This window comes from Undibacterium sp. TC9W, from assembly GCF_049339865.1.
Lineage (GTDB): Bacteria > Pseudomonadota > Gammaproteobacteria > Burkholderiales > Burkholderiaceae_D > Undibacterium.
The window spans coordinates 266,242-291,941 of record NZ_JBMPPJ010000008.1 but is presented as its reverse complement, the minus strand read 5'-3'; the positions used below and the strand labels follow the sequence as shown (position 1 = coordinate 291,941).

Sequence of the window (25,700 nt, the reverse complement as noted above, 5' to 3'; positions counted from 1 at the left end):
ACGCACAGTCTGTGCAAATTTCAGGCATCATGTTTTCGAGTTCAGTGTGGGTACTCTGAAGGAGTAACATTGTCTATGTAAATCACTGCATCATAGGCTTTGGCTGGAGTAATCGCCTCTGGCGTCATACCCCAATAGCGTGCATGACCAGGCGTGAACATCCAGCTATTACTGGCATCCGGTTTTGCTTGAGAAAAATCGATAAAGCTCATTTTCAAACGACCATTTGCCAGGACACTTTCCATGCCACCCGCTGGTGGTGCTGCAATTTCAGTATAGCTTTCCTTGCCGTAACTACCCAGAACACCACGGCCCATATACAGACCTATGGTGTACATTTCTTTGCGACGTTTTTCTGCCATCCATACACCCATGGTTTTTGCGTGTGCTTTGTCTGCCCAGTCATTGGCGATATGAAAATTATGTGCCCAAACGATGATTTTCTTTTTCGGATAGACAGTGTCAGCCAGGAAGTTCAGGTTCTCTGCCATGCGCTGGTCGCGCATTTCTGTGTATTCATTGCTCATGGGAGGGAAGGCCAGTTGCTGGCTGAACGTCAGTCTTGAGCGAGCTTCCTGAATCGTCATATCTACCATGTATGCCGGAAACTGCTGCGCCGGTTTTGCCCTGTGCTTGAACAGAGTCTCGGCGATGAGTTTATAGTGCTCAGGCAAATCACTTGCTGCAGTCACCGGTATTTGCTTGTTGAGCAGGGCATTCAATTTCTCTTCTATGCCATCCACTTGCCCGGCCAAGGCCGGGTCTATCGTCTGCAGCATGGATTTGAACCTGGCGATGATGTTTTGGTGCCCCAGATAACCACTGTCCTGATGATCAAATCCGGCAAGCATCAGGCGGGGTTTGCCTGCTACACCCTGCTTGAGGTAATTGAACAAGTCCAGGGTTTCATCGGTACCGATAGTGCCAAACTGGCTGCTGAGCATGGCTTCAAGTGCAGACGTTTTATCGAGATTGGCATAGGCTGCATCGGCCGCAGTCATTGATGCTTCCATGGCGATGAGTTCAAATCCCATTTCCTGATGCAGGAATTTAATCAGACGCGTTTTCATCCAGTTGAATTCTGCAACGCCATGGGCGCTTTCACCGAGTTGCACGATGCGCTTGTCTTTCAACAAGGGCTTGAGGAATTGCAGATCGCTGAAGTCATCGCTGAAAAGTGAGCGCAGGCTGTGGGCGTTTTTTTGTATGCCTGCCTGCCATGCAGCTTGTATGGCCGGGACCTGTCCGGCAGGCAGGGCAAGGCTCTGGTCATCCAGCAATTGCATGGATTTTTGCGGGCGTGCTGGCTTATTTATTTCCGCGATATTAGGTACCGCAATATTTTCATCGACCTCCAGTTTTAAATCATCAAACCAGGCCGTACCTTCACCCACCAGGCCTACCCCAAAATGTACCAAGGCGGCATTGGCTGCCACTGGCACTTTGATCTCAAAGCGTTGCCAGTCCTTGTTGCCAGTAGGGCCACGCTTGGCCAGCATGGCCTCTGCCACGGCTTTCTTTAATTTACCATCAACCTGGAACAAGAGTTCGGCGCGGCCATTGTTGACATCTCTGGTTTTGATCCAGCCAGACAAACGCAAAGGATGACCACCTATCGTGCTGGCGACCAGTGTTTGCCCTATGGCTGTCATCGCGCCTTTTGGGGTCTTTGCATTACTTGCTATCCTGACTGAACATTTACCTTCTTTCGCCAGCTCACAGTCCGCACTGACGGTATGCGCTTCCATCAACATCTTCCAGCCAGACGGCAGGCTTGGCCCTGCTTGCCATTCTTCAAAGCCAAGATTGCTTGTTGCCAGATCTGCCGCACCAGCCATGGTGACCACGCAGGAAGTGGCGAGCGCCAGGCCAATACAAATAAGAGGTTTGCCGGTTTGCTGGAGCAGGGATTGCAGGCGTAAAAATGACATGGTGGAGTTGAGTGTAGTCTGCCAGGGGAAATAGAAAATCTTTTTGATAAGAAAGATTTCATTATTGCCATTATATGCCGGAGTAATGAATGACCTGACTGGAATAATTATGCAAATTACATTTCCCGGCTACTGTGATGCCAAACTCAGGCTACAGTCAGGCAGACATGTGCGAAAAACCATGGATAAGGCGAGAGATATCTGAAACAGTGATAACGATTATGTCAAAAATAAAGAAGACTTATTTGCTGCGGTGCGATAAAGTAGTACCTGTCTCCTCCAACACCTCCTAAGGTTTGGATTTAACCCGCAACCGCAAGGTCGCGGGTTTTTTTTTTGCCTTTTTAATTTCTTCCCTCTACAGCATTTAAATTCCACGAATATTGTAATTCTATGCAGAAATATTCTAAGCGCCCTGATATGTGTTTTGTGAATGATTGATATGCATAAATAGATCTTGGTAAATTTGCTGCGCTGCGATATAGTTACACCTGTCTCCTCCAACACCTCCTAAGGTTTGGATTTAAACCCGCAAACTTTGCGGGTTTTTTTTTCGCCTTTTTTCCATCCTTCTTTGCGCAACTGGTGAACTATCTGCCCTCGCCTTGTATGGTCAGGGTATTGATTTGTTAGAATGATATGATCACTGTCATGTCAATTCCCTTTCAGAACTTCATGCTCTTGCAACGCCAACTCATCTCCCGCACCCTCATTTGTATGATGCTGTCTGCTCATTACTTGTTTGCAGAGGCGGCGCAGCCAGACAAATCTGAGCAGGTAGCAGTTTCACAAGCAACAATTTCACAAGCAGTACTAGTGACCAGGGAAATGCGCGCGGCATTGCAACAGTTTGTCAGCCACTATGCGGGCAATGCAAAAGCCAAGCCTCAGCATATTTATATCGCGAGCATCAAAACCGAGAGTGGTGAGAATACTTTGTATGCGTATTGGAAAGAGGATCAGTCCATCCTCCTCATGAATTTCTTTACGCAAGCAGTGGAAGAAGAAGGCTTATCGTGGCTGCATCATAAAGCCAGGGTAGATTTAAAAACCGGTGTTGTTGCCACCGAAGCAGAGATGAGTGGCAGTAACTATCTTGTCACCAGAGCCTGGGCCGACAATATCATCCAGGCTTGTCGAGAGCGCGGGCAAGTTCTGCTGTTCAGGACTATGCCTCGTCGCAACAAATCAGCATTGAAGCCACATTGATAACAGCCAAATGCTGGATCTGTCTGAGCTGTTTTACACACAGAATGTCAGTTTGAGTATTCACTCTAGAGATGGATAAAACATAACTGGTATCTATGCTATGGCTTTGTTTGCCTAAGAGAAAAATTCAGTGGTATTTGTTGTTGCAGAGATATTCAAAATATGTATACCAGATATATGGATAATAAAGCATACAGATATGCTGCACCGCATTAAAGTAACACCTGTCTCCTCCAACACCTCCTAAGGTTTGGATTTAAGCCCGCTAATAGCGGGCTATTTTTTTGCCTGGAAATTTTAGAAATCAGCTTGGTGATTTATTCAGCGATATGAATATGTCGCTTGATATGCTTGAGATGGGCAACAATGGTAAACGTCATGATGACCAGCAAAGACCATGAACTCCATTTGCCCACATGCACGGTTGACCAGGCACCCAGTTGATTGGGGTAGCGCCAGATACCAAAGAAGGTGCCCATATTTTCTGCCAGCCAGATAAAGAAACCGATCAGCACAAAGGAAAGCAGCAAAGGCATGCTGCGGTCACGGTCCAGCGGTCGGAATACCACCGATGAACGCGCATACAAGCCCAGCGCGCAGGCCGCCAGATACCAGCGATAGTCGCCGATATAGTGGTGAGTGAAAAAATTCAGGTAAATCAGTATGCCTATCAGGCCAGCCATCCAGTAAGGCGGATGATGGCGTATGCGTAAATCAAACAGGCGCCAGGCCTGGATGATGTAGCTACCTATGCTGGCATACATGAAACCACTGAACAGCGGCACACCCCATAGCTTGGTATAACCAAATTCAGGATAAGCCCAGCTCTGTATCTGGCCCGATACCTTGAACACTTCCAGCGCAAAACCTACCATGTGGAACAGGGTTACGGCCTTGAGTTCATCGACTGTTTCCAGCTTGCTCCAGACCATGCCGCCCTGTATCAGCAAGGCAATCACAAACAGCACATCGTAACGCGGCAAGCCAAACAGGCCAGCTTTTGGCACGATCAATATCGAAGCAAAGAACAGGCCGACAAACAGGCAGGAACGCGCCTCCTTGATACCGAAATACCAGAATTCCAGTAAAAAACGACGGAAACCCGCCAGGTTTTCAGGCCGGGGAGGTTCGATAAGAAATTGGTCTATGGATTGCAGGCGCATGGGCTGTATTGTAACAAGCCTGCTGCGCATGTCGTCACGAAGATGAGATGCTTGCCTTTGTTACAGGGCACTTACACAGCATTTAATGAGCACTTATTTGCGCACCTATCTGAACACTTATTGCTTGTTGCGAAAAAGACTATGTTGTTTAATTGATGCGTAATAGAACATATACTAAAAGCAGTATATCTAAGCTTGAAAAATTGCTGACAATCGTAAGCGAATTTGAAAAATGATTTAGTGCAAATGCAAAGATGGCACGTCACTTGCATTCCTTAAATCAGTTTCAGCGTTGAACCAGAATAATGGGCATCCACTTGCCCGAGTATTATGCATCCGGAGAATAAAAGTATGACGCAGTCCGCGCAATTTAGTGACTACCCTCGCGACCTCATAGGCTATGGCCGCCATGTCCCGCATGCGCAATGGCCAGGCCAGGCCAGGATAGCCCTGCAATTTGTCCTGAACTATGAAGAGGGTGGCGAAAACTGTGTGCTGCATGGTGACCGTGCGTCCGAGCAGTTTTTATCCGAGATCGTTGGTGCAGCAGCTTATGAAGCGCGCCATATGTCGATGGAATCTATCTATGAATATGGTTCCCGCGCCGGTGTCTGGCGCATCTTGCGTGAATTTGAAAAACGCCAGTTGCCGCTGACCGTGTTTGGTGTCGCCATGGCCCTGCAGCGCCATCCAGAATTGACTCAGGCTTTTGGCGAACTTGGCCATGAAATCGCCTGCCATGGCCTGCGCTGGATACATTACCAGAGTATGGAGGAGTCCTTGGAGCGTGAACACATGCAGCAGGCCGTGCAAATCATGCGCGAGCTGACTGGCAAAGCGCCGCTGGGCTGGTACACCGGGCGCGATTCACCGAATACTCGCAAGCTCGTCGTTGAGCATGGCGGCTTTGCCTATGATGCTGATTACTATGGCGATGACCTGCCGTTCTGGACGCAAGTGACGACCAGTGATGGTCAGCAGCATCCTCACCTGGTCGTGCCCTACACCCTGGACAGCAATGACATGCGCTTCGCCACGCCCCAGGGTTTTAATACGGGTGAGCATTTCTATGATTACCTCAAAGACAGTTTTGACCTCTTGTATGCCGAAGGTGATCCTGCGGGCGACAATGCACCAAAAATGCTATCCATAGGCATGCATTGCCGCTTGCTGGGGCGTCCTGGTCGCTTCCGCGCCTTCCAGCGCTTTCTGGATTATGTGCAATCGCATGACAAGGTCTGGGTATGCCGCCGCATCGATATCGCTGAACACTGGAAACAAGTACATCCCTATGTTGTTAAATAAATGCAGCGTCTGCTGACCAGGTTGGGTGCATCCAAACCCTGCCTGAATTTGATTGAGCTGACAAAGTTTGATTTGCCACCACGCTGAAAAAATCGTTGTTAAACCTGTGAGAAGGAAAAAAAGATGAAAATGCAGATGAAATTCATGGCTCCGGCTTTTGCAGTCGCGTCTTGTTTGTGTGCAGGCAGTGCGCTGGCGCAATCCAGCGTCACCGTGCAAGGCCTGGTAGATTTGTCGGTAGGCTCGGTCAAAATGAGTGGTGACAAGGCCAGCACGGCAGCCATCACACCCGGCGGCATGACCACGTCCTGGTTTGGTTTCAAAGGGGTAGAAGACCTCGGTGGTGGCCTTAAGGCAGAATTTGCGCTTACGGCCTTCTTGCGCCCTGATACCGGGGAGTCTGGCCGCTTTGGTGGCGATACCCTGTTTTCTCGTGATGCCAATGTCGCCCTGTCTGGCAGCTTTGGCCGTGTCTCGCTGGGGCGTGACCTGGCACCGAGCTTCTTGCCTGTCGTGATTTTCAATCCCTTTGGTGATTCCTTTGATGTTTCTCCTCTGGTGCTGCACTGGTATGTACCATCTGGTGGCTTTGCGTCCCGCACCTGGGCCAATTCTGCCGCCGGTGATTCTGGCTGGAGCAATGAAATCATTTATAGCACCCCAAATTTCTCCGGCTTCAGTGCCAACATGCACTATCAGTTTGGTGAAAAAGCCGGTGACACAGGCACGCGCAACATAGGCCTGAATGCCCTTTACTTCAATGGCCCGCTGGCGCTGAGCGCCTTCTATCAAAAAGTGCAGGTGTCGAACCCTCTCGGTGGTTCAGCGATTGTTGATGCCACATCCGCACCTGTGAATTTTGCCTCCATCAATAACCAGACCGCTTACTTCGTCGGTGCCAGTTATGACCTGACAGCCGCCAAGCTGTATGCGACTTATACTTCCAGCAAAAACGACAATGCCGCTGGCAAGCAGATGGATGACAAGATTTATAGCCTGGGTACCAAGATCCCTGCAGGTGGTGGCGACATCCTGCTGGCTTATGCAAACACCAAACGCAATGGCACGCTGACCGCCAGCACGGAATACAAGCGCGATACCCTGTCGGCTGGTTATGACTACAACCTGTCCAAGCGTACCGACGTCTATGCAGTGCTGATGAGTGACAAGATCAGTACGGCTGATCGCGCCACCAGTGTTATTGCTGGCATACGTCACAGATTCTGACTTGCTTAAGCCAGGGAAAAAACCGCATATTGAGAGATTTGCGGTTTTTTTTTCTAACCGCTGTCACAAACGGTTAGGCTGATTCGTCTTATCATCATGAACCTACCGGACGCCACCATGATGAATCGCCTGCAAAGCTTTACTGACCACAGACCTCGTTTGTTTGGCATTGCCTACCGCATGCTGGCGTCCCGGGCCGAGGCTGAAGACCTGGTGCAAAACACTTATCTGCGCTGGCATGCGCTCAGCGATGAAGAGTTATTGCAAATCCGCGAACCCCAGGCCTGGCTGGTCACTGTAATCAGCCGTCTTTGCGTCGATAGGCTACGTGTTCTCAAGCGCGAGCGCGAAAACTATACCGGCCCGTGGTTGCCGGAGCCTGTGATAGAAGTCGATGAGCAGACGCCAGAGCTAATGGCAGAATTCAGCAGTGATGTCTCGCTGGCATTTTTGACGATGCTGGAACGACTATCGGCAGAAGAACGTGTGGCATTTCTTTTGCACCAGGTATTCGACGTCGATTACCCGGAAGTGGCAGGCATGCTCAATAAGACAGCAGCAGCCTGCCGCCAACTGGTACACCGTGCAAAAGAAAGGGTGTTGCAAGAAAAACCGCGCTTTGCGGTCAGCCGTGATCATCACAGGCAATTGCTGCAACGCTTTAGTCTGGCGGCACAAAGCGGTAATTTAAAAGAACTCAGTGCCTTGTTTGCCGACGATGCGCAAATGATAGGGGATGGCGGCGGCAAGGTCGCTTCTGTTAACCGCATCCTGCATGGCGCAGCCCGCATAGCGCGCCTCTACCATGTTGTCGCCAGAACTTACCCGCAACGCATGCAGTTTGTTGAAGTCAGTATCAATGGCGAGCCCGGTTTGCTACGCTTTATCGATGGCAAACTCGATGCGACTATCTCCATCGTCAGCGATGGTGAAAAAATCCTTGATCTGTACACCATACGTAATCCGGATAAATTGCAGGCTTATCAGGGCATGACTTTGCCATCGCAAAATATTTAAGAAATTATTCAAGCCGTCTGTCACAAACCGATTTTCTCCAGCGTCTTATAGATGAAGAAAGCAATTTCGCTGACTCATTCAAAAACTGGAGAATTATCATGACACTCAAACTCAATTTCCCTGGCCTGGCGCCTGCTGCTTATCAAGCCCTTGCTGGCGTCAACACGGTGCTGGATGCCAGCAGTCTTGGCAAATCCCTTATTGATCTGGTGTTCTTGCGGGTATCGCAAATCAATGGCTGTGCCTTTTGTGTCGATAAACATGCGCATGATTTGCTCGAACATGGCGACAATTTCCAGCGCCTCAACAGCCTGGTATGCTGGCGCGAAGCACCTTGTTTCAGTGAAAAGGAAAGAGTTGTACTGGCCTGGAGCGAAGCACTGACAGGCATCGCAGGCAAGCATGTCGATGAAGCGCTGCAACAGGAATTGCCTAAGCACTTTACTGAAAAAGAACTGGTAGACCTGGCATTTGTTATTGGTCTCATGAATGCCTGGAACAGGGTGGCGATAGCTTGTGGGAAAAGTTTCAGCGTGCGTTGAAGTGTCGTGGTGTCGTTGTCTGGCGAGATGAGTTCTAGATATAAGGCCAGGGATAAATATTGACATTTTTATAAAGTTATTTATCCTTGGCGGTCTTGTACGACCTGAACAACTGCCTGACAGGATAATTCCCCATGATGACTGTGCCTGAGTTGCCATTCCTCCAGATACTTCCCTACCTATTCTTGTATGCGGCCATCGCGGCAGCCTGGTTACCTGCAATAGTTTTGGCCGGGCCTGTCAAAAACCTGGTACCTGGACACCTGCTCGCTGCAATGGCAGGAATACTGGCTTTGATCAGCGGTCTCATTGCACCCGTGGCAGTGCTAGTATTGCTGGTGCTGGCACTCTTGCTATGGGCGAGCGTCCGGAATACTTTTCCACTTGCCTTGCGCGTAGTCTCCGGTGTGTTGGCACTGCTGGTAGCGCTGCTACTGGCGATGCACAAAGTGCCCGGCTTTCACAATATCCTGTTGCTGGACAAAGTCAGGTTCAGTGACGATGCCATCCCTTTTACCCTGTATGCCAATTTCGACAAGGGCATGGCGGGTTATCTGATGCTCAGCCTTTTTTGTTCGCGTGTCAGCAACTGGAAGCAATTCCTGGCCGATGGCAAGCGCATTGCCTTGCCAGCTCTGCTGACTATTGCAGTCTTGATCTTGCTGGGTCTGGCGACACATTTCTTCCGCTTTCTTCCCAAATTGCCGGAAGCGACTTTGCTCTTTTTTGCCGTGAATCTGTTTTTGACTTGCGTCGCAGAAGAAGCTTTTTTCCGTGGGCTGATCCAGGAAGCCATCTACCGTCTGGGTAACAAGCCAGCCTATGGCTATATGGCGATCGCGCTGTCAGCAATCTTGTTTGGCCTGGCACACCTTGGCGGCGGCACGCAGTATGCTGCCCTGGCGACAGTGGCAGGGCTGGGCTATGCCCTCATCTACCACCAGACCCGTAGGCTGGAGTGGGTGATACTCACGCATGTGGCCTTTAATCTGTGTCACTTTGTTTTATTCACCTATCCGAAGTTGGCTTGATTTTTTTACAGGCCATGACGTGTCGGTACAAATCCGTCGCACTGGTACAAGTATGAATCAATTGTCATGGCTAGACTGCCCCTGTTGCCAATAGCGGGAGTCATGATGGAAGAGCTGGAAGTCATTAGAGAAGATAATGTTCTGCTGACGCGTCTGGACGACGTCACTAAACTGATACAAACCAATAGCCTGTGGTACCTGACTTTTGGCCTGGCCTGCTGTGCCGTGGAAATGATACAGGCAGCCGCATCACGCTATGACATGGAGCGATTTGGCATGATACCGCGTGCCAGCCCCAGGCAGGCAGACTTGATGATCGTGGCCGGTACACTGACCAACAAGATGGCACCCGCCCTGCGCCGCATCTATGACCAGATGGCAGAGCCGCGCTATGTCATTTCCATGGGTTCATGCGCGAATGGTGGGGGCTATTATCACTACTCATATTCAGTGGTGCGTGGTTGTGACCGTATCGTACCTGTGGATGTGTATATCCCTGGCTGCCCACCGACTGCAGAGGCACTGATTTACGGGATCATACAATTACAGCGCAAGATACGCAGCAAAACCATGATAGAGCGCTAGCTACTAGCCATTTCCTGCTTGTGCAAATATGGGGGCATGCTTCTTTTGCCCCATCAAAATGCATTTCCCTGCAATTCCCCCGTACAAATCCCCGCACCTATTTCCCAGACAAGCTGCATGATGCGGTATGCGGTATGCGGTATGCGCTATGCGAACTATCGCACACAAGAACCTGCATGGATTTATTACAATCTGCAATTTCTCATTGATTTCTGCTGAATGGGATTCTGATTGTAAAAACTATATAATCAAAAATTAAAGAATTTTGACATTCCCCTGCTGTGCATAAATTGCCAGACAGGGATACGGTGTTTGCCTGGTTACCGTATCCAGGGATGCTGAATCAACACTGCGATCAGAACGAACCGGAAAACGTATGAGTATCCAAAGACCCAGTACCAGGCCCTATTCAGTCAACTTCTTCCATATGCAAAGGCAGGAAAAAGCATGATCACGCCAGTCTTCCAAACTGACCAGGACGATTTCAAGCGTATCCTTTTCCGCAATATTTCACTCCCGCTGGTGGTTGGCGTGATTAGCGCAGCCATCTTTGTCGGTATGATTTTCTATTTATTGTCCGCGCTGAAATGGGTGGAGCATACCGTACAGGTCATCGCCAACATCAATGAAGCATCGCAATACTCTATCAATTTGCAGAGTGGCATGCGTGGGTATCTGGTGACTGGCGAAGAAAGTGTACTGGCCACATATGATGTCGATAAATCGCAAATAGCCAACCGCCTGCGCAGCCTGGCAGACATGGTCAGCGATAATCCTGTGCAGGCTGAGCGTTTCAAGCGCATACAAAGCCTGGAAGCTGAATGGGAAAAATATTCGCTGGGCATCATAGATATGAAGCGCAACAAGCAAGACTATCTGGCCGCCATTGGGGCAGGACGTGGCAGGGCCTTGTTTACCCAGATACGCAATGAATTCGATGATGCCATTGCGATGGAAAGAAATTTGCTATGGGAGCGTAATAACGCCTCCAAACAAACCATCACGATGATCATTGGTATCTATCTGACGATTTCATTGATACTCGCAGGTTTGCTTGCTATGCTGGGCAGGCGTGATTTGCTGGGACTCTCGACTTCCTATGGCAATGCACTCAAAAAACATGCAGATCATGCACAGGTATTGCAGCAACAGGCATGGTTGAAGTCTGGTCAGACTGAACTGACGGAGCAGGTCATAGGCCAGCTGGCAGCCCAGGTTGTGGGCACCCGCGTACTGGAATTTTTGGCAAAATATTTGAATGTCAGTGTTGCTGCTTTTTACGTACGTGAAGGCAGCAATGTCTTGCAAAGGGTTGCGTCTTATGGCTTTGCCAATGACGAAAGCCTGGGGAGTTCATTTCTTTTGGGTGAAGGACTGGTCGGGCAGGCAGCCAGGGAAAACCGCTTGCTGAGCTTACATGATGTGCCGGATAACTACCTGAAAGTCGCCTCCGGCCTGGGTAATAGCAAACCAAAAATGGTCGTGCTATTACCTTTCTCCAATGAAGGCATAGTCAATGGTGTCGTGGAACTGGGTTTCATGGACTCTGTGCAGGAGCGTGATCTCGACTTGCTCAAACTGCTTGCAGATAATATCGGTACCTCCATCGGTGCAGCGCTGTACCGCCAGCAATTGCAGGATGTGCTGGCAGAAACCCAGCAATTGAATGAAGAACTGCAGGTGCAGCAGGAAGAACTGCGTACCGCCAATGAAGAGCTGGAAGAGCAGTCAAGGGTACTGGAAGAATCACAAGCAAATCTGGAAAATCAAAAAGCTGAGCTTGAGCAAATCAATGATCAACTGACGGAGCAGACGGGTATACTTGACCGTAAAAATGCAGCGCTGAATACGGCGCAAGTAGAACTGGAAAAAAATGCCCAGGATCTGCAAAGAGCGAGCAAGTACAAATCAGAGTTCTTGGCAAATATGTCGCATGAATTGCGCACGCCTCTGAATAGCTCGTTGATACTGGCGAAGCTGCTGTCGGATAATAAAAAGGGTAATCTGGATGATGAACAGATCAAGTTTGCCCAGACCATTTATTCTGCCGGCAATGACTTGCTGAACCTGATCAATGACATTCTCGATATTTCCAAGGTAGAAGCCGGCAAGCTGGAACTGAGTCCGCAACAGATAGTCTTGCGCAGAATGGCAGAAGAATTAAGCAGGACTTTCCAGCCTCTGGCAAACCAGAAGAAACTGACATTCGCAGTAGAAATCGAGCCTGGTGCGCCAGACTTGATCGTCTCTGACCCTGCACGGGTAGATCAGATATTAAAGAACTTGTTATCAAATGCCATCAAGTTCACCGAAACCGGGACCGTAACTTTGCGTATTGCTGCTGATCAGAATCACATGATCAGTTTTGCTGTTTCTGATTCTGGCATAGGCATAGCAGCAGACCAGCATGAAACGATATTTGAGGCATTTCAGCAGGCAGATGGCACGATTAACCGCCGTTATGGTGGCACTGGCCTGGGTTTGTCGATTTCACGTGACCTCAGCAATTTGTTGGGTGGCAGTATCCGGGTTTGCAGTACGATAGGCAAGGGCAGTACATTTACCCTGACGCTGCCAGAGCAATGGCAGGCTCCGGCAGTGACAGAGCATCAAACTGTGCAACAGCCTGCTTCTGCAGTGACAGCAGCGCAGCTTCCCGCCGCCCGGCAGTCTTCTGCAACTGCGAGTGCACCTGAGCCCACAACTGTGATTGCGATCGCGACTGTAGAATTCCCGGACGACAGGGCTAATCTTTCTACCCGTAACCGCACCATCCTGGTTATCGAAGATGAGCTGACATTCGCTGGCATACTGTATGAGCTGGCGCATGAAATGCAATTCAATTGTCTGGTTGCACAAAGCGCGCAAGAAGGGCTGGAACTGACACGTCAGTTCTTGCCAGATGCCATTCTGTTGGATATCCGCCTGCCTGACCGTTCTGGCCTGACAGTTTTGCAGCAATTGAAAGAAGATTCACGGACCCGTCACATCCCTATCCATATGGTATCGGGTATGGAGCGCAGTGATGCCGCCATGCATCTGGGTGCGATAGGTTATGCCAACAAGCCGGTGACACGCGAGCAGTTGAAAAATGTCTTCCAAAAACTGGAAGAGAAATTTACCCAGGAAATCAAGCGTATCCTGGTGGTCGAAGATGATGAGAGGCAAAGGGACAGCGTCATCCAGTTGCTGGGTGACCTGAATGTTGAAATCACTGCAGTAGAACTTGGTGAGCAGGCTTTGCAGTTATTGCGCACTACAGTATTCGATTGCATGATCATTGATCTCAAATTGCCTGACATCCAGGGACATGAGTTATTGCAGCGTATGACGCTGGAAAATATCCCGTCCTTCCCGCCCGTGATTGTTTACACCGGCAGGAATCTGACGCAGGCTGAAGAAGCTGATCTGATGAAGTACTCGCGCTCCATCATTTTGAAGGGCGCGCGTTCACCAGAGCGCCTGCTTGATGAAGTGACCCTGTTCCTGCACAAGGTGGAATCACAATTGCCATCGCAGGCACAGACTATGTTGAAAGAGGTGCGTAGCCGTGACCGTATCTTTGAAGGTCGCAAGATTTTGCTGGTCGATGATGATGTCCGGAATATTTTTGCCCTGACCAGTGCACTTGAGCAAAAGGGCGTGAATGTGCAGATAGGCCGCAACGGCTTTGAAGCCATCTCCAAACTCGATGAAGTGCCTGATATTGACCTGATACTGATGGATGTCATGATGCCGGGCATGGATGGGCTGGAAGCAACCCGCCGCATACGGCAGGACGTGCGCTTCCAGAAATTGCCCATCATAGCGGTGACAGCGAAAGCCATGAAAGACGATCAGGAACAATGCATGCAGGCAGGTGCGACTGACTACCTGGCCAAGCCTATCGATCTTGACCGCCTGTATGCCCTGTTACGTATTTGGATGCCACACCTGGAGCGCCATGCCGATTAGTATTAATGACATAGAGCTACGCTTGTTGATGGAAGCTATCTATCTCAAGTACAGCTATGACTTTCGTGACTACGCCGGTTCTTCCCAAAGGCGCAGGGTGTCGCACGCCATTCGCCAACTCGGATGTGCGACTATTTCTGCATTGCAGGAAAAAGTCTTGCATGACCCAAAAGTGTTTTCGCAATTACTACAGTTTCTGACGATACCTGTTTCATCGATGTTTCGCGACCCGACTTATTTCTATGGATTGCGCGAACAGATTGTGCCTTTTTTGAAAACCTACCCTTCTCTCAAAATCTGGATTGCAGGATGCAGCACAGGTGAAGAAGTGTATTCCATGGCCATCATGCTGCGTGAAGAAGGCTTGCTGGAGCGTACGCTGATTTATGCGACAGATATCAACCCGCAATCACTGGAGACAGCCAAAAAAGGTATTTATCCGCTGGAAAAAATAGAGGCCTATGCCAGCAATTATTTGAAGTCTGGTGGTCAGCATAATCTGTCTGATTACTATACAGCGGCCTATGACACTGCGATGTTTGACCGTAGCCTGACAGAGAATATTACTTTTGCCGATCATAGTCTGGCAACCGACAGTGTGTTTTCAGAAACGCATCTGGTGTGCTGTCGCAATGTCCTGATCTATTTCAACAAGGGCTTGCAAAACCGGGCACTGGGTTTGTTCCATGAGTCGCTTTGTCATAAAGGTTTCCTGACATTGGGCAGTAAAGAAAGCCTGGATTTTTCTGCCTATGCAGACAAGTTCACGGCATTGTCGAAGCAAGACCGTTTGTTCCGCAAGATTTGACTGGCGCGACCATGCCCGGTGCAGACATAAAAAAAACAATCGTGATCGGGGCCTCGGCTGGGGGCATCAGTGCATTGCAAGACATATTGACGGGTTTGCCAGCTGATTATGGCTTACCTATTATTGTCTTGCTGCATTTGCCGGAGAACCACGAAAGCAAATTGGTTGAACTGTTCGCGCATTTTGTAAAATTGCCAGTCCGTGAGGCACGCGATAAGGATATCATCAGCGCTGGCACGATCTATTTTGCCGGCGCCGGGTATCATTTGTCGATAGAAGCAGATTACAGTTTTTCCTTGAGTTGTGAAGCGCCGGTATTTTTTTCGCGCCCTTCGATTGATATCCTGATGGAGTCTGCTGCCCATGTGTATGGCAGGCACCTGGTGGGTATATTGCTGACAGGTGCAAATCAGGATGGGGCTTACGGCTTGAGTTGCATTGCAAATCATGGGGGATTAACGGTAGTCCAGGACCCTGGCGAGGCGCAAGTTGCCACCATGCCGAATGCCGCCCTAGCGCAAATGCAGCCTGATTTGATACTGCCCTTGCATGAGATTCATCAGTTGTTATTGAGATTGAAAACCACGGTATGAACACGAACACCATAACAAAACTTTTGATCGTTGATGACAAACCAGAAAACCTGCAGGCGCTGGAGGCGATTATCCGCTATGAAGGACGCCAGATTTTCCAGGCTTCATCGGGTGACCAGGCTTTGGCATTATTGCTGGAGCATGAATTTGCCATGGCCATACTGGATGTGCAAATGCCGGACATGAATGGCTTTGAACTGGCCGAGATGATGCGAAGTACAGAAAAAACGCGGCATATTCCCATCGTTTTCGTCAGTGCAGCGGGCAAGGAACTCAATTATGCCTTCAAGGGTTATGAGACAGGTGCCGTAGATTTTTTACATAAGCCTCTGGACATTCATGCAGTGCAAAGCAAGGTAAATGTATTCGTTGCCCTATATCAGCAACGTAATGAAAGCCGCAGGCAAGTGCTGGCGCTGGAAATCAGCCGGGCACAGCAGGAAGCCTTGCTGAAAGACCTGCATTTCGCACAGGAAGAATTACAGCGCGCTGTGCGCATGCGCGATGATTTCATGTCCATGGTCGCACATGAATTACGCACGCCTTTGAATACCCTGTTTCTGGAGTCGCAGTTGCGCACACTGCAACTGGACCGCAACAACACTGAGTTTTTTAATGAGACTAACATGCGCAAGATGGTGGAGCGTGACCGCCGCCAGATTGAGAGCATGGTACGTCTGATTGATGACATGCTGGATGTCTCGCGCATCAGGAGCGGCCAGTTATCCATACGCCGTCAACCTACCGAGCTGGCCAGTTTGCTGCAACGGGTGGTCAATGACCTGAGTGCCCAGGCAGTGTCGAGTGGCAGTCACATAGAGCTGGAAGCTATAGAACCTGTGACCGGTATGTGGGACCAGTTCCGCATAGAGCAAATGCTGATTAACCTGCTGACCAATGCCTTACGCTATGGCGCAAAAAAACCGATTACCGTGTCTGGCGTGGTGAAAGCCGATAGCGTGCATATCCGCGTGCAGGACAGAGGCATAGGTATCTCTGATGAAAATCTGCAACGTATTTTTGCGCCATTTGAGCGTGCACTGAATTCTGATTCCTCTGGCGGCCTGGGCCTGGGCTTGTATATCACCCGACAACTGGCAGAATCACATGGCGGATTTGTCAGGGTCGAAAGCGTGGTCGATGAAGGTTCTACCTTCACTGTCGTATTGCCTTTGACAGAAACTTGAAACTCAATATTTATGAGCTTGTAGTGATCTGGAATTTTTGTATCAGGGGTGACAGAGAGCCGTAAGCAATGCCAGGTGTCACCAGCAATTGTGTCAAGTGGTCATTCTTGTAAATCAAGGTGATGGTGCTGGAATCTTGCGTGGATTCCCAGATCGACATATCACTGGTGAAATTCATGCAATGCCATGCGCCATCCGCTTCCGATAAGCCATCCCAGATCAACTGGGACAGCATATCGGCTTCGGCAAAATCAGCCCAGCCTTTGATATCAATTGTGAGCTTGATTTCAATTGTCGTCATCAGCCCCGGCTTTGATATATCACCTTATCGAGACTGGCTTCACCAAAGGCATCGGCGTTGCTGAGGTAATCATCAAAAGGGCCGAGCTTGCTGATTTCTGTGCCGTTGCGGAAAACCAGTTGCAAGCCATTTTCTTCATCCCAGTCACAATCACATTCCACTGAAACATAGACAGTTTTGTCGCCATTCGGGCGCTGGCTTACCAGGGCTTCATAGCCATACTGTATATGCTGCCAGACATCAGCTGGCTGGGCTATCTGCACCACATCGAGTTTTTCTGATTTGCGGTAGTTGGCTGTGTCCTGATAATAGGCATAAATATCAGCCTCTGCCTTTTTCAGGACGACAGGATCAAGCTGGATGAAATTGGCAATGGCATTGTGAAAGTCTGCCTTGCTGGCATCGTCGGCTTCATCATAGCCTTCGAGCAGAAATTCATATTCCTGTTCTTGCAAGGCTGGTATCAGTACGGGCTGGCTGATGTACCAGCCATTTTCTTCATCTTTTTCTACTGGGCCAAGTCCGGGGATGTTCATAGTTGGTTTTCTTTAGTGGTAGTGAGACAGGCAATATTTGCCGTAACCACTATTGTCCCACACTACCTGCCTGAGTTTGCGCTTCTGCTTCCGGATGTTGCTGCACACCTGTTGTGTCATACAACTGGATTTCATTCAAATGATCAAGACAATGGATTTCATCCGGACTCAGGCCCAGCCTAAGTTTTTTGTCGACACTATTCAACTGGGCGTGATTGACCAGTAGGCGGGTCTTGGCGATCAGGTCAGCCGTGTGCAGCAAATGACCGAGCGGGCTCCATTCTATGGCCTTGCTGCCACCAGTTTGCTGCTGCAGGGCCAATATGACATGTGCAGGGAATTCCCAGCGCTGGGCGACACGGTAAGACAGGGTTGCCGCAACTGAGGCGAATATGGGCTGGAAGGCAGGAGAATACTTGAATTTGCCTTGCACGCACACCTGGTCCAGCAGTCTGAAGGCAATGATGAGGCCAACATTTTTCATCAAGCCAGTCAAAAAGGCGTGGAAAGGGTCCATGTCGCGCGCCAGGGTATAGCAGGCAACTGCGCATTTTTCTGACTGTGCCCAGATATGCGGGGCGGCACGGCGGGTGAATTTGCCTGCATTGAGATTGATGATGGGGCGGAAGGCGACCTTGGAGATCACCAGGCGCAAGCCTTCTTCACCCAAGATCATGACGGCTTTTTCGAGGCTGTTGATGCGGTCAGCCGGGTTGTACAAGGCACTATTGACGGTATTGATGACCTCACCGACCAGCACGACATCCTTGACGATCTGGCCTGACAGTTCTCCGGTAGAGATAGTCTTGCTGCGCAGGCTGTTCAGTAACTGGGGTATCACGCTGGGTACGCGTGGCACGATGACAGCGTCATTGAGGTCAGATGCCAGCAGTTTATACAGGGCTTGCAGGGCAAGCTGTTCATTATCGATGAGGCTGCTGCCTTCACCGGGATAGCCCATGATCCAGTCAAAGAACAGGCTCTCTATCGGCAGCGCAGGTTTCCAGGCGCTTAGTTTTGTGGTACTGGCAGTTTTGCTGGTAGCGGCTTCTGGAGCAGGTGCCGGTGCAGGAGCTAATGTGGAATTTAGCGCAGGCTCAGCTTTTGGTGTTGCAATGACAGGTTCGGGCTGGGCAGTGGCTGCTGGGGCAACTGCCTTGGGGCTTGCCACGAGCTCAGTCACAGGCGCAGATGCTGGCACAGGTTTGGGCTGGGTGCTTACTGGCGCCGCCTGTTCAGCACCGAACAGGCGGTTGAAGAATTTGCTCAGGGTATTCGCCATGGCTGCCCTTTCGGTTCAAACTGAGATAGCGCATGTTGATGCTAAAGATGTTCATCATGTGCCAGAAGTTTCAGTGTGTATATTTGCCGTAAGCATGTCAATCCCAAGCGCCAGCTATCGTGAATTAGTTGCCCGCTTTTAACTTAAATTGTCATTCCCCAGCGGCAAGCTGGGCATTCAATATGGCAATTTCTGCCATGATTTCTGCGGGAAATTCTTCCCTCGCCCATGCCCGGTATTCACCTTGCGCATAGGCCAGGCCATTCTTGTAATACATATAGGCATTCAGGCGGTTGCGCACATAATTGTTTTGCGTGCGTACGACTTTGCCCGGTGTGCCCATGACGATGGAATTGTCAGGGATGACAGTGCCTTCCTTGAGGAAAGTATGCCCCGCAATAATGCAGTTATTGCCGATCACGCAGCCATCCATGATGGTGGAATTGATACCTATCAGGCAGTTATCACCGATGGTGCAGCCATGGATGGTGCAATGATGGGTGATGGAGCAATGGCTGCCTATGATGGTCGGGGTCTGGTCGCCAATATGCAGCATGACAAAGTCCTGGATATTGGTATAAGGACCGATGATGATTTCCTTATGCTCAGACCTGGCAACCACATTCATCCAGATCGAGGCATTTTGCCCCACACTGATCTTGCCATACAGCTGCGCCGTGTCATGGATATATGCTGGCGTGTCGAGTGTGACATCCGGACCGATGAAAGCCATTTGCTCCCCCCAAAATAAACTGAGATAAACTGAGTCAACCAATCAAAGACAACAGCATACTGCCTTACAGATGCATTTGCAGAAGTATTCTGATAGCGATTATCCAGCACACCGCCATGCCAGACAGATACAGCATTGCCCGCCAGGGTTGCAGGCCACGCAGATAGACGATAGTGTGCAGATAGCGTATCAGTACATAGCTGCCAAACAGCCAGTTGGCGCTGGACAGGCCGCCACCCAGCAAGGTGTAAGTCAGTGCCAGGGCGAGAAAGAGTGGCAGATTTTCTACATCATTGCGCCAGACGCGGGCGCAGCGCTGTACCAGGTCAGCCTCTGCTTCTACAGAGCGCAGGCCAAACATACCAGCGTCCTCTGGCAAAAGGTAGCGGCGACTGCGTATGCGGCTGATGACCTGTACGCCGCTCAACAGGCTGGCTTTCAGGAACAGTGCCAGCAGGGCCAGTACAAAGCTCGACAGTGCGGGATAGTTCATCATGCTGCCCCTTCTGCGTTTTGCTTGTTGTCGCGGGCATCCCTGGCGGCCGTAAATTGTGCGATTTGTTGACTTGAAGGGCGCAAGCCACTCATGGACCAGCCCTCGGCTTCGCTTTCCTGGATATTGATCCAGACTGACTTCTTGAACTCCGGGTTGCCACCACCTTCAATTTCTACCAGGGCATCGGCAATTTTTTCCAGCAGGTGCTGTTTCTGCTCCGTGTTCAGCATTCCTTTAATCGTGTTGATTTGCACGTAGGGCATGTCGTACTCCTTGTCTTTTTGTAAGAGACTGCATTGTGCTGTCTGCAGAAAAGTACTACCATTGGCTGAATCGACAAAAAAAGGTGTTAAATGGACATAATGGCTAAGTCATGACGATGACAACAAATGAAGGAATCATACGCATAGGCGTACTGGTCTATCCCGGCTGCCTGCGTAGCGGGGCAGTAATGCCCATGGATGTATTTACCATTGCCAATACCCTGGCAGGCATACGTCCTGCGGGTAGCAAGCCTGTGCAATTTGAAGCCTTCTGGGTCAGCGCCCGTGGTGATATCTTGCAAGAAGTAGGTGGCCTGCATTTCCAGGCGCGTGACATCTATCAGCAAATAAAGACGCAGAAGCTTGATGCCCTCATGGTGCCAGGAGTGGATCACAGGGACAGCAGTCAGCTTGATGGCTTGCTCGATGCGCTGGCACCCGAACAGGCATTGATGGAAACTTACTTGCAGCAAGAAAGCCTGCTGATTTCCAGTTGCTCCAGCACCAGTCTGCTGGCGCGTACCGGCAAGCTTGATGGCCGCCGTGCCACGACGAGCTGGTGGCTCAGCGCTTATTTCCGCAAAAATTTTCCGCAGGTTTTATTGGAGGCAGAAGAGCTCATCGTGGTGGATGGCAAACTGGTATCTTCTGGCGGCGTGACTTCGTATATTGATTTGTCGCTATGGCTGGTCGGCCATTTTGCCGGGGAAGAATTGCGGCAGATGACGGCCAAGATACTGGTCGTTGATGCGAATAGAAATAGTCAGGCACCCTATGTCGCCAAGGCTATCATGCAGGATCAAGGGCACGCGGTCATAGAGCGCGCGAGGCGCTGGCTGAACAAGCGCCTGGATCAACAATGGGCCATGGCTGACCTTGCCAGTTATTGTAATGTCAGCCAGCGTACTTTGCTCAGGCGTTTCCAGGAATCGATGAAACTCAGCCCCATCCACTATGTGCAACAATTGAGGGTGGAACGTGCCAAGGCCTTGCTGGAAACCACGCGCCTGTCTCTCGAAGATATAACGGCACGTTGTGGTTATGAAGATGTGTCGAGCTTCAGTAAAATCTTCAAACAATGGGCGCAAGTGACGCCCAAGGATTACCGGCGCAGGTTTGGATTGAGATTCTAGAGTGCATAAGGGTGACAATGGATAACAGACATATAGTGATCGTTGGTGGTGGCGTCATAGGTAGTGCGGTGGCTTATTTCCTGGCAGCGCATCCGCGCTTCCAGGGCAGGATCACGGTGCTGGAACGTGACCCTACTTATACCCACGCTTCATCTGCCCTGTCTGCGAGTTCGATACGCCAGCAATTCAGCACGCCGCTGAATGTACAGATGTCGCAATTTGGTATCGCCTTCCTGCGCGACCTGCATCAGCACCTGGCGGTTGATGGCGAGTTGCCGGAACTTGGCCTCAGCGAACATGGTTATCTGTATCTTGCCAGCGATGCTGGTGCGGCCACTTTGCGTGAAAATCATGAGATACAAAAGCATGAAAATGTTGATGTCGCCCTGCTTGATCAACATGGACTGCAGCAGAAATTCCCGTGGCTGAACGTCGATGACCTGGCTTTAGGTTCGCTAGGTCTCAGTGGTGAAGGCTGGTTTGACGGCTATGCCTTGCTGATGGCATTTCGCCGCAAGGCGCGTAGCCTGGGTGTCAGTTATCTGCAGGCGGATGCGCAAGGTTTTGAACATGAGAAGGGTAGAGTAACTGGCGTACGTTTGCAGGATGGTTCTGTCGTTCAATGTGATGTTGCCGTCAATGCCGCCGGTGCCTGGGCGCGGCCTTTACTGGCCGGTACCGGTTTTGATTTGCCTGTGGTTGGCCGCAAGCGCACGGTGTTCGTGGTATCAAGCCCGGCGCAGACACCGGCTTGCCCACTCATCATAGATCCATCCGGGCTATGGTTGCGGCCAGAAGGCCAGCACTGGATATGTGGCTTGCCGCCGGAAGATGATCCTGATGATGCCCCGCTGGAAGCTGACTATGAACAGTTCGATGCAGTCTGGCAAATCATGGCGAATCGCGTTCCCGCTTTTGAAGCCCTGCGCATGCAAAGAGCCTGGGCTGGTTATTATGAATACCATGTGTTTGACCAGAATGCCGTCATCGGTGCGCATCCGCAATTGGTGAACCTGATACTGGCGAATGGCTTTAGTGGCCATGGCATGCAACACGCACCCGCTACTGGGCGCGGTATTGCAGAGCTATTGATAGATGGCGCTTACAGCAGCCTGGATTTATCACCTTTGTCTGCTCAGCGCATACTTGATGGCAGGCCGCTGCTGGAAAAGAATGTGATTTAAGAGCGTGATTTAAGAGCGTGATTTGAGCGCTTAATTCAGATCAATGAGCTGCAGCATAAGCATCCAGCTCATCGAGCCAGACCTGCTTTTGTTCAGGTGTGACAAACGAGGCTTCAAAGGCATTGCGCGCCAGCTGTACCAATTCTTCCTTGCCCAGTTCGAGCGCATCGGCGGTGGCGATGTAATTCGCATTCATGTATCCACCAAAATAAGCGGGGTCATCTGAATTGATGGTCACGCACAAACCTGCACGCAGCATGCGCGCCAGATTGTGTTCACGCATATCCTTGACTACGCAGAGCTTCAGATTCGATAGTGGGCATACCGTCAGCGGCATACGGCTTTGCTGCAACCTGGCCATCAGGGCAGGATCTTCTTCTGCGCGTACGCCGTGGTCTATGCGTTCGACTTGCAAGACATCCAGGGCGCTATGGATATAGGCTGGCGGGCCTTCTTCACCGGCATGTGCGACCAGGCGAAACCCCATGGCTTGTGCGATCGTGAACACGTGGGCAAATTTTTCTGGCGGGTTGCCGACTTCGGCAGAATCCAGTCCCACGCCTGTCCACAGGTCTGCGTATTCATCGCGCAGGGGAAGGGCTGCTTCCAGCGTGGCAATGGCATCTTCTTCACTGAGGTGACGCAGGAAGCACAAGATCATGGCACCAGAAAACCCGTGTCTGGCGCGCGCTTCGCGCAAGGCGCGGGCGATGCCGGAAAACACAGTAGTAATATGTATGCCGCGTGCAGTATGGGTTTGCGGGTCAAAGAACAGTTCCACATGGCGCACATTGTCAGCCAGGGCGCGCTCTATATAGGCATGCGTCAGGTCAAAAAAATCCTGTTCGGTTTGCAGCACGGCAGCACCGGCATAATACAGATCGAGAAAAGACTGCAAGTCTGCAAAGTCGTAGGCTGCGCGTACTTCTTCTACGCTGGTGTAGGGTAATTGCACGCCGTTTTTTTGCGCAAGGGCAAACATCAGTTCAGGTTCCAGCGAACCTTCTATATGCAAATGCAATTCTGCCTTGGGCAGGCCGCGGATAAAGTCGTGCAGTTGAGTACTCATGAGCTTGAACCTGAAAAAGGGTAATGCCAGATAAAAAATATGGCAATGATACGCTGAAGATATCACTGCACCCTTTTCAGGATATCAAAACCAGATGATATTCTGTATAGATGGCCGCATATTGATACAGGCCAGTGCTTGGTGGTGTGGGATTTTTGCAGCCAGCAGGTGAACAAGCGCAAAGTAGTACGGGCTAGTGTTGGCTAGTATAGACGACGGCCGCAGCCATCGTCCCTATCCATCGTCCATATTGATTATCGCGTCGTTTTCATTGTCTGCCGATGGTGCCTGATATCTGTTAATACAGATTAGTGCAGATTAATGCAGCAAAACGCTTTGACCCATATAGCCATCAAACTGGCCAAGGAAATCATCGATTTCTTCTATGCTGGGTTCATTGGCGATGAGTTCAGTCACGTCCTTGCGGAAATTGATCGCCAGCGGGCCACCAATAAACCATTCACGGCGTACTGCCTTGTCGGTAATCTCATAGCCCCCAAAGCGCAGGGCTTCGTGGTCAGTATCTGCGCCATATTCGATGACACTATATTGATCGCTGTTGTAAATGATATTCATTTTATGCATCCTTTCTGGCTGGAGGGTGTGCCTCCGGGTTAACCGTACATGATGTAAATACAGCGAATTTCAAGCAATAGCCGATGATGAAGCTAAGCGTCGAACGATTTTGGGTCTGTGATGCTCGCTACGCTTCCTCAACGACACTTGCGACTGCGTTACTGTGCTGTTATTAAGTATTACGGCATGGCAACGTCTCGACTTTAGCGACTTAACATTGGTTCACAAGCTAGTGTGAGTATTGATCTCAAGCAAGTTAGTGTAGGTGGGGTCCTGGAGTGTTAGCAGGAGTTTATCCAGGTGGGCATCATTGGCGATGCCTAAGTAGATATTAGCTGGTTTTTGCCTTAGTGCGCGGTTCAATGTGACGCGCAGGCTGAGATTGCCTATGCAGCAAAAACAGCCAGGGGCAATGCGACTGATGTGCAATAGGTCGGTGGGGTACAGGATATCTTGCCCATCAGGCAAGCCTTCGAGGATGACGATGTTCTTGTCAGTGACAGCGTTATTGCCAGTACCATTGCCTGATAAAAGGGCAAGGGAGGCTGCAATTGCCGCCTCCCTTTCGGTATAACTTGCGCCGTGTATCAGATGTAATCGCGCTTTTGCTGCTGTCAATTTGCACTCACGCCGTACTCACGTTCTACTCACGCACTACTCATATCGTGCTGTGCTGCAATATTATTCACCACGTTTCGCATACTTCATGGACTCAACGCCAAGTTGCTTGAGTTTGCGATACAGGTGTGTGCGTTCCAGGCCGGTTTTTTCTGCCACTCTGGTCATGCTGCCGCCTTCGCGGTTCAGGTGGTATTCAAAATAAATACGCTCGAATGCATCCCTGGCTTCACGCAGTGGCAAGTCAAATGACAGGCTGGCGAACTGATTATTTGGTGCTGCTGCGACAGGCTGGGCAGCAGAAAAATGCCTGGCTTCATAGGCTGGCGCGGCACTGCCAAAGCTGCCGGACATGCCCGCACTGGCAGGATTATCATTGCTGATCACGCGCAAGGCAGGTGCTGCCGGTTTGGCTGGCTCTGTACTGCGGGTCAGGCCTTGCTGCACTGCTTTCAACAGTTTTTGCAGGGCGATGGGTTTTTCCAGAAAATTCAAGGCACCTATCCGTGTTGCTTCAACCGCTGTATCTATCGTGGCATGACCTGACATCATGATCACTGGCATCGTCAGCAAGCCGTCACGCTGCCATTCTTTTAACAGGGTAACGCCATCCGTGTCCGGCATCCAGATATCGAGCAAGACCAGATCCGGCCTGGCTTCCTGTCTGGCAAGACGCGCCTGCTGAGCATTTTCAGCAAGTTGAACCACATGACCTTCATCACCGAGAATTTCAGACAACAATTCACGGATACCCATTTCATCATCTACGACCAATATATTTGCCATAAATCTACCCTATTACCGCCTCTATGTTTTTTTGGGTGCTTCTTACCGTTCGATGTTCAAGTCTGCACAGGGTTTGCTCCAGACTGGCTGGTGAAAACGATGTGCTTGTGTTGAATGACAATTTCAAAGTGCCCCTTCTGCTCTTTAGCCGTATTCCTCTTTTGGGAATAT

The 25,700-nt window shown here is 50.3% G+C and carries 26 protein-coding genes; 14 read left to right on the top strand and 12 right to left on the bottom strand.

Translation table 11 applies throughout. The features are described from left to right. Nucleotides 1–41: 41 nt before the first annotated feature. Nucleotides 42–1,931 carry an erythromycin esterase family protein gene (locus ACO0LN_RS14415; RefSeq protein ID WP_422974867.1) on the bottom strand — a complete coding sequence of 630 codons (1,890 nt, stop codon included), beginning with the start codon at nt 1,929–1,931 and terminating at the stop codon, nt 42–44. Nucleotides 1,932–2,582: 651 nt separating this feature from the next. Between ACO0LN_RS14415 and ACO0LN_RS14410 the strand changes: the two genes are divergently transcribed. Continuing rightward, nucleotides 2,583–3,140 carry a hypothetical protein gene (locus ACO0LN_RS14410; RefSeq protein ID WP_422974865.1) on the top strand — a complete coding sequence of 186 codons (558 nt, stop codon included), beginning with the start codon at nt 2,583–2,585 and terminating at the stop codon, nt 3,138–3,140. A 317-nt stretch (nt 3,141–3,457) separates the two neighbouring features. On the opposite strand, the gene ACO0LN_RS14405 is transcribed toward ACO0LN_RS14410, so the two are convergent. Next, nucleotides 3,458–4,303, bottom strand: a complete 846-nt coding sequence (locus ACO0LN_RS14405; protein ID WP_422974863.1) for a DUF817 domain-containing protein — start codon at nt 4,301–4,303, stop codon at nt 3,458–3,460. 351 nt (nt 4,304–4,654) lie between these two features. On the opposite strand from ACO0LN_RS14405, the gene puuE reads away from it, so the two are divergent. The 10 genes from puuE to ACO0LN_RS14355 all read left to right on the top strand — a co-directional run bounded on the left by puuE (nt 4,655) and on the right by ACO0LN_RS14355 (nt 16,552). Further along, entirely contained in the window at nt 4,655–5,608 is a 954-nt protein-coding gene (gene puuE / locus ACO0LN_RS14400) for an allantoinase PuuE (protein WP_422974861.1), read from the top strand. Between the two features lie 129 nt (nt 5,609–5,737). Next, on the top strand, nt 5,738–6,835 hold the full coding sequence (locus ACO0LN_RS14395; protein ID WP_422974904.1) for a porin: 1,098 nt from the start codon (nt 5,738–5,740) through the stop codon (nt 6,833–6,835). A 96-nt stretch (nt 6,836–6,931) separates the two neighbouring features. Continuing rightward, nucleotides 6,932–7,852: an RNA polymerase sigma factor SigJ gene (gene sigJ, locus ACO0LN_RS14390; RefSeq protein ID WP_422974859.1), complete on the top strand. Its 921-nt coding sequence runs from the start codon at nt 6,932–6,934 to the stop codon at nt 7,850–7,852. Nucleotides 7,853–7,950: 98 nt separating this feature from the next. Next, a complete protein-coding gene (locus ACO0LN_RS14385) occupies nt 7,951–8,394 on the top strand; it encodes a carboxymuconolactone decarboxylase family protein (RefSeq protein WP_422974857.1) in 444 nt (147 codons plus the stop codon). 134 nt (nt 8,395–8,528) lie between these two features. Then, nucleotides 8,529–9,425 (top strand): lysostaphin resistance A-like protein, encoded by an 897-nt coding sequence (locus ACO0LN_RS14380; RefSeq protein WP_422974855.1) that lies wholly within the window; start codon nt 8,529–8,531, stop codon nt 9,423–9,425. 66 nt (nt 9,426–9,491) lie between these two features. Beyond that, nucleotides 9,492–10,010 carry a NuoB/complex I 20 kDa subunit family protein gene (locus tag ACO0LN_RS14375; RefSeq protein ID WP_422974853.1) on the top strand — a complete coding sequence of 173 codons (519 nt, stop codon included), beginning with the start codon at nt 9,492–9,494 and terminating at the stop codon, nt 10,008–10,010. Between the two features lie 447 nt (nt 10,011–10,457). Continuing rightward, nucleotides 10,458–13,964: a response regulator gene (locus ACO0LN_RS14370; protein ID WP_422974850.1), complete on the top strand. Its 3,507-nt coding sequence runs from the start codon at nt 10,458–10,460 to the stop codon at nt 13,962–13,964. Further along, nucleotides 13,954–14,772, top strand: coding sequence for a CheR family methyltransferase (locus ACO0LN_RS14365; protein WP_422974848.1), 819 nt, complete (start codon nt 13,954–13,956; stop codon nt 14,770–14,772). Before ACO0LN_RS14370 ends, ACO0LN_RS14365 begins: the two co-directional genes overlap by 11 nt. A gap of 41 nt (nt 14,773–14,813) precedes the next feature. Further along, nucleotides 14,814–15,365: a chemotaxis protein CheB gene (locus ACO0LN_RS14360; protein ID WP_422974846.1), complete on the top strand. Its 552-nt coding sequence runs from the start codon at nt 14,814–14,816 to the stop codon at nt 15,363–15,365. Further along, nucleotides 15,362–16,552: a hybrid sensor histidine kinase/response regulator gene (locus ACO0LN_RS14355; protein ID WP_422974844.1), complete on the top strand. Its 1,191-nt coding sequence runs from the start codon at nt 15,362–15,364 to the stop codon at nt 16,550–16,552. The genes ACO0LN_RS14360 and ACO0LN_RS14355 overlap by 4 nt, the downstream gene beginning before the upstream one ends. A gap of 10 nt (nt 16,553–16,562) precedes the next feature. On the opposite strand, the gene ACO0LN_RS14350 is transcribed toward ACO0LN_RS14355, so the two are convergent. Genes ACO0LN_RS14350 through ACO0LN_RS14340 form a run of 3 tightly spaced genes read right to left on the bottom strand, consistent with a single transcriptional unit; the run spans nt 16,563 to nt 18,671 of the window. After that, a complete protein-coding gene (locus tag ACO0LN_RS14350) occupies nt 16,563–16,853 on the bottom strand; it encodes a hypothetical protein (protein ID WP_422974842.1) in 291 nt (96 codons plus the stop codon). Beyond that, entirely contained in the window at nt 16,853–17,389 is a 537-nt protein-coding gene (locus ACO0LN_RS14345; protein ID WP_422974840.1) for a DUF6985 domain-containing protein, read from the bottom strand. The genes ACO0LN_RS14350 and ACO0LN_RS14345 overlap by 1 nt, the downstream gene beginning before the upstream one ends. A gap of 49 nt (nt 17,390–17,438) precedes the next feature. Next, nucleotides 17,439–18,671 (bottom strand): HDOD domain-containing protein, encoded by a 1,233-nt coding sequence (locus ACO0LN_RS14340; RefSeq protein ID WP_422974838.1) that lies wholly within the window; start codon nt 18,669–18,671, stop codon nt 17,439–17,441. On the opposite strand from ACO0LN_RS14340, the gene ACO0LN_RS14335 reads away from it, so the two are divergent. Further along, nucleotides 18,670–18,813, top strand: coding sequence for a hypothetical protein (locus tag ACO0LN_RS14335; RefSeq protein WP_422974836.1), 144 nt, complete (start codon nt 18,670–18,672; stop codon nt 18,811–18,813). The two genes, ACO0LN_RS14340 and ACO0LN_RS14335, sit on opposite strands and share 2 nt — an antisense overlap. Before the next feature lie 9 nt (nt 18,814–18,822). Here the strand turns inward: ACO0LN_RS14335 and ACO0LN_RS14330 are convergent, their stop codons facing one another. The 3 genes from ACO0LN_RS14330 to ACO0LN_RS14320 form a co-directional block, all read right to left on the bottom strand. Continuing rightward, complete coding sequence (locus ACO0LN_RS14330; protein ID WP_422974834.1) at nt 18,823–19,404, bottom strand: gamma carbonic anhydrase family protein; 582 nt, start codon at nt 19,402–19,404, stop codon at nt 18,823–18,825. Between the two features lie 64 nt (nt 19,405–19,468). Then, on the bottom strand, nt 19,469–19,897 hold the full coding sequence (locus ACO0LN_RS14325; RefSeq protein WP_422974832.1) for an MAPEG family protein: 429 nt from the start codon (nt 19,895–19,897) through the stop codon (nt 19,469–19,471). Next, nucleotides 19,897–20,163, bottom strand: coding sequence for a tautomerase family protein (locus tag ACO0LN_RS14320; RefSeq protein WP_422974830.1), 267 nt, complete (start codon nt 20,161–20,163; stop codon nt 19,897–19,899). Before ACO0LN_RS14320 ends, ACO0LN_RS14325 begins: the two co-directional genes overlap by 1 nt. A 110-nt stretch (nt 20,164–20,273) precedes the next feature. Between ACO0LN_RS14320 and ACO0LN_RS14315 the strand changes: the two genes are divergently transcribed. Next, a complete protein-coding gene (locus tag ACO0LN_RS14315; RefSeq protein WP_422974828.1) occupies nt 20,274–21,296 on the top strand; it encodes a GlxA family transcriptional regulator in 1,023 nt (340 codons plus the stop codon). A gap of 17 nt (nt 21,297–21,313) precedes the next feature. Further along, on the top strand, nt 21,314–22,480 hold the full coding sequence (locus ACO0LN_RS14310) for an NAD(P)/FAD-dependent oxidoreductase (RefSeq protein WP_422974826.1): 1,167 nt from the start codon (nt 21,314–21,316) through the stop codon (nt 22,478–22,480). A 40-nt stretch (nt 22,481–22,520) separates the two neighbouring features. Here ACO0LN_RS14310 and ACO0LN_RS14305 read toward each other — a convergent pair whose 3' ends face one another. From ACO0LN_RS14305 to ACO0LN_RS14290, 4 genes are all read right to left on the bottom strand, one after another. Beyond that, entirely contained in the window at nt 22,521–23,549 is a 1,029-nt protein-coding gene (locus tag ACO0LN_RS14305) for an adenosine deaminase (protein WP_422974824.1), read from the bottom strand. A 318-nt stretch (nt 23,550–23,867) separates the two neighbouring features. Beyond that, on the bottom strand, nt 23,868–24,125 hold the full coding sequence (locus ACO0LN_RS14300) for a BTH_I0359 family protein (RefSeq protein WP_422949299.1): 258 nt from the start codon (nt 24,123–24,125) through the stop codon (nt 23,868–23,870). 222 nt (nt 24,126–24,347) lie between these two features. Continuing rightward, nucleotides 24,348–24,743, bottom strand: a complete 396-nt coding sequence (locus tag ACO0LN_RS14295) for a GTPase (RefSeq protein ID WP_422974822.1) — start codon at nt 24,741–24,743, stop codon at nt 24,348–24,350. A gap of 63 nt (nt 24,744–24,806) precedes the next feature. After that, nucleotides 24,807–25,529, bottom strand: a complete 723-nt coding sequence (locus ACO0LN_RS14290; RefSeq protein WP_162057090.1) for a response regulator — start codon at nt 25,527–25,529, stop codon at nt 24,807–24,809. Nucleotides 25,530–25,700 lie beyond the last annotated feature (171 nt).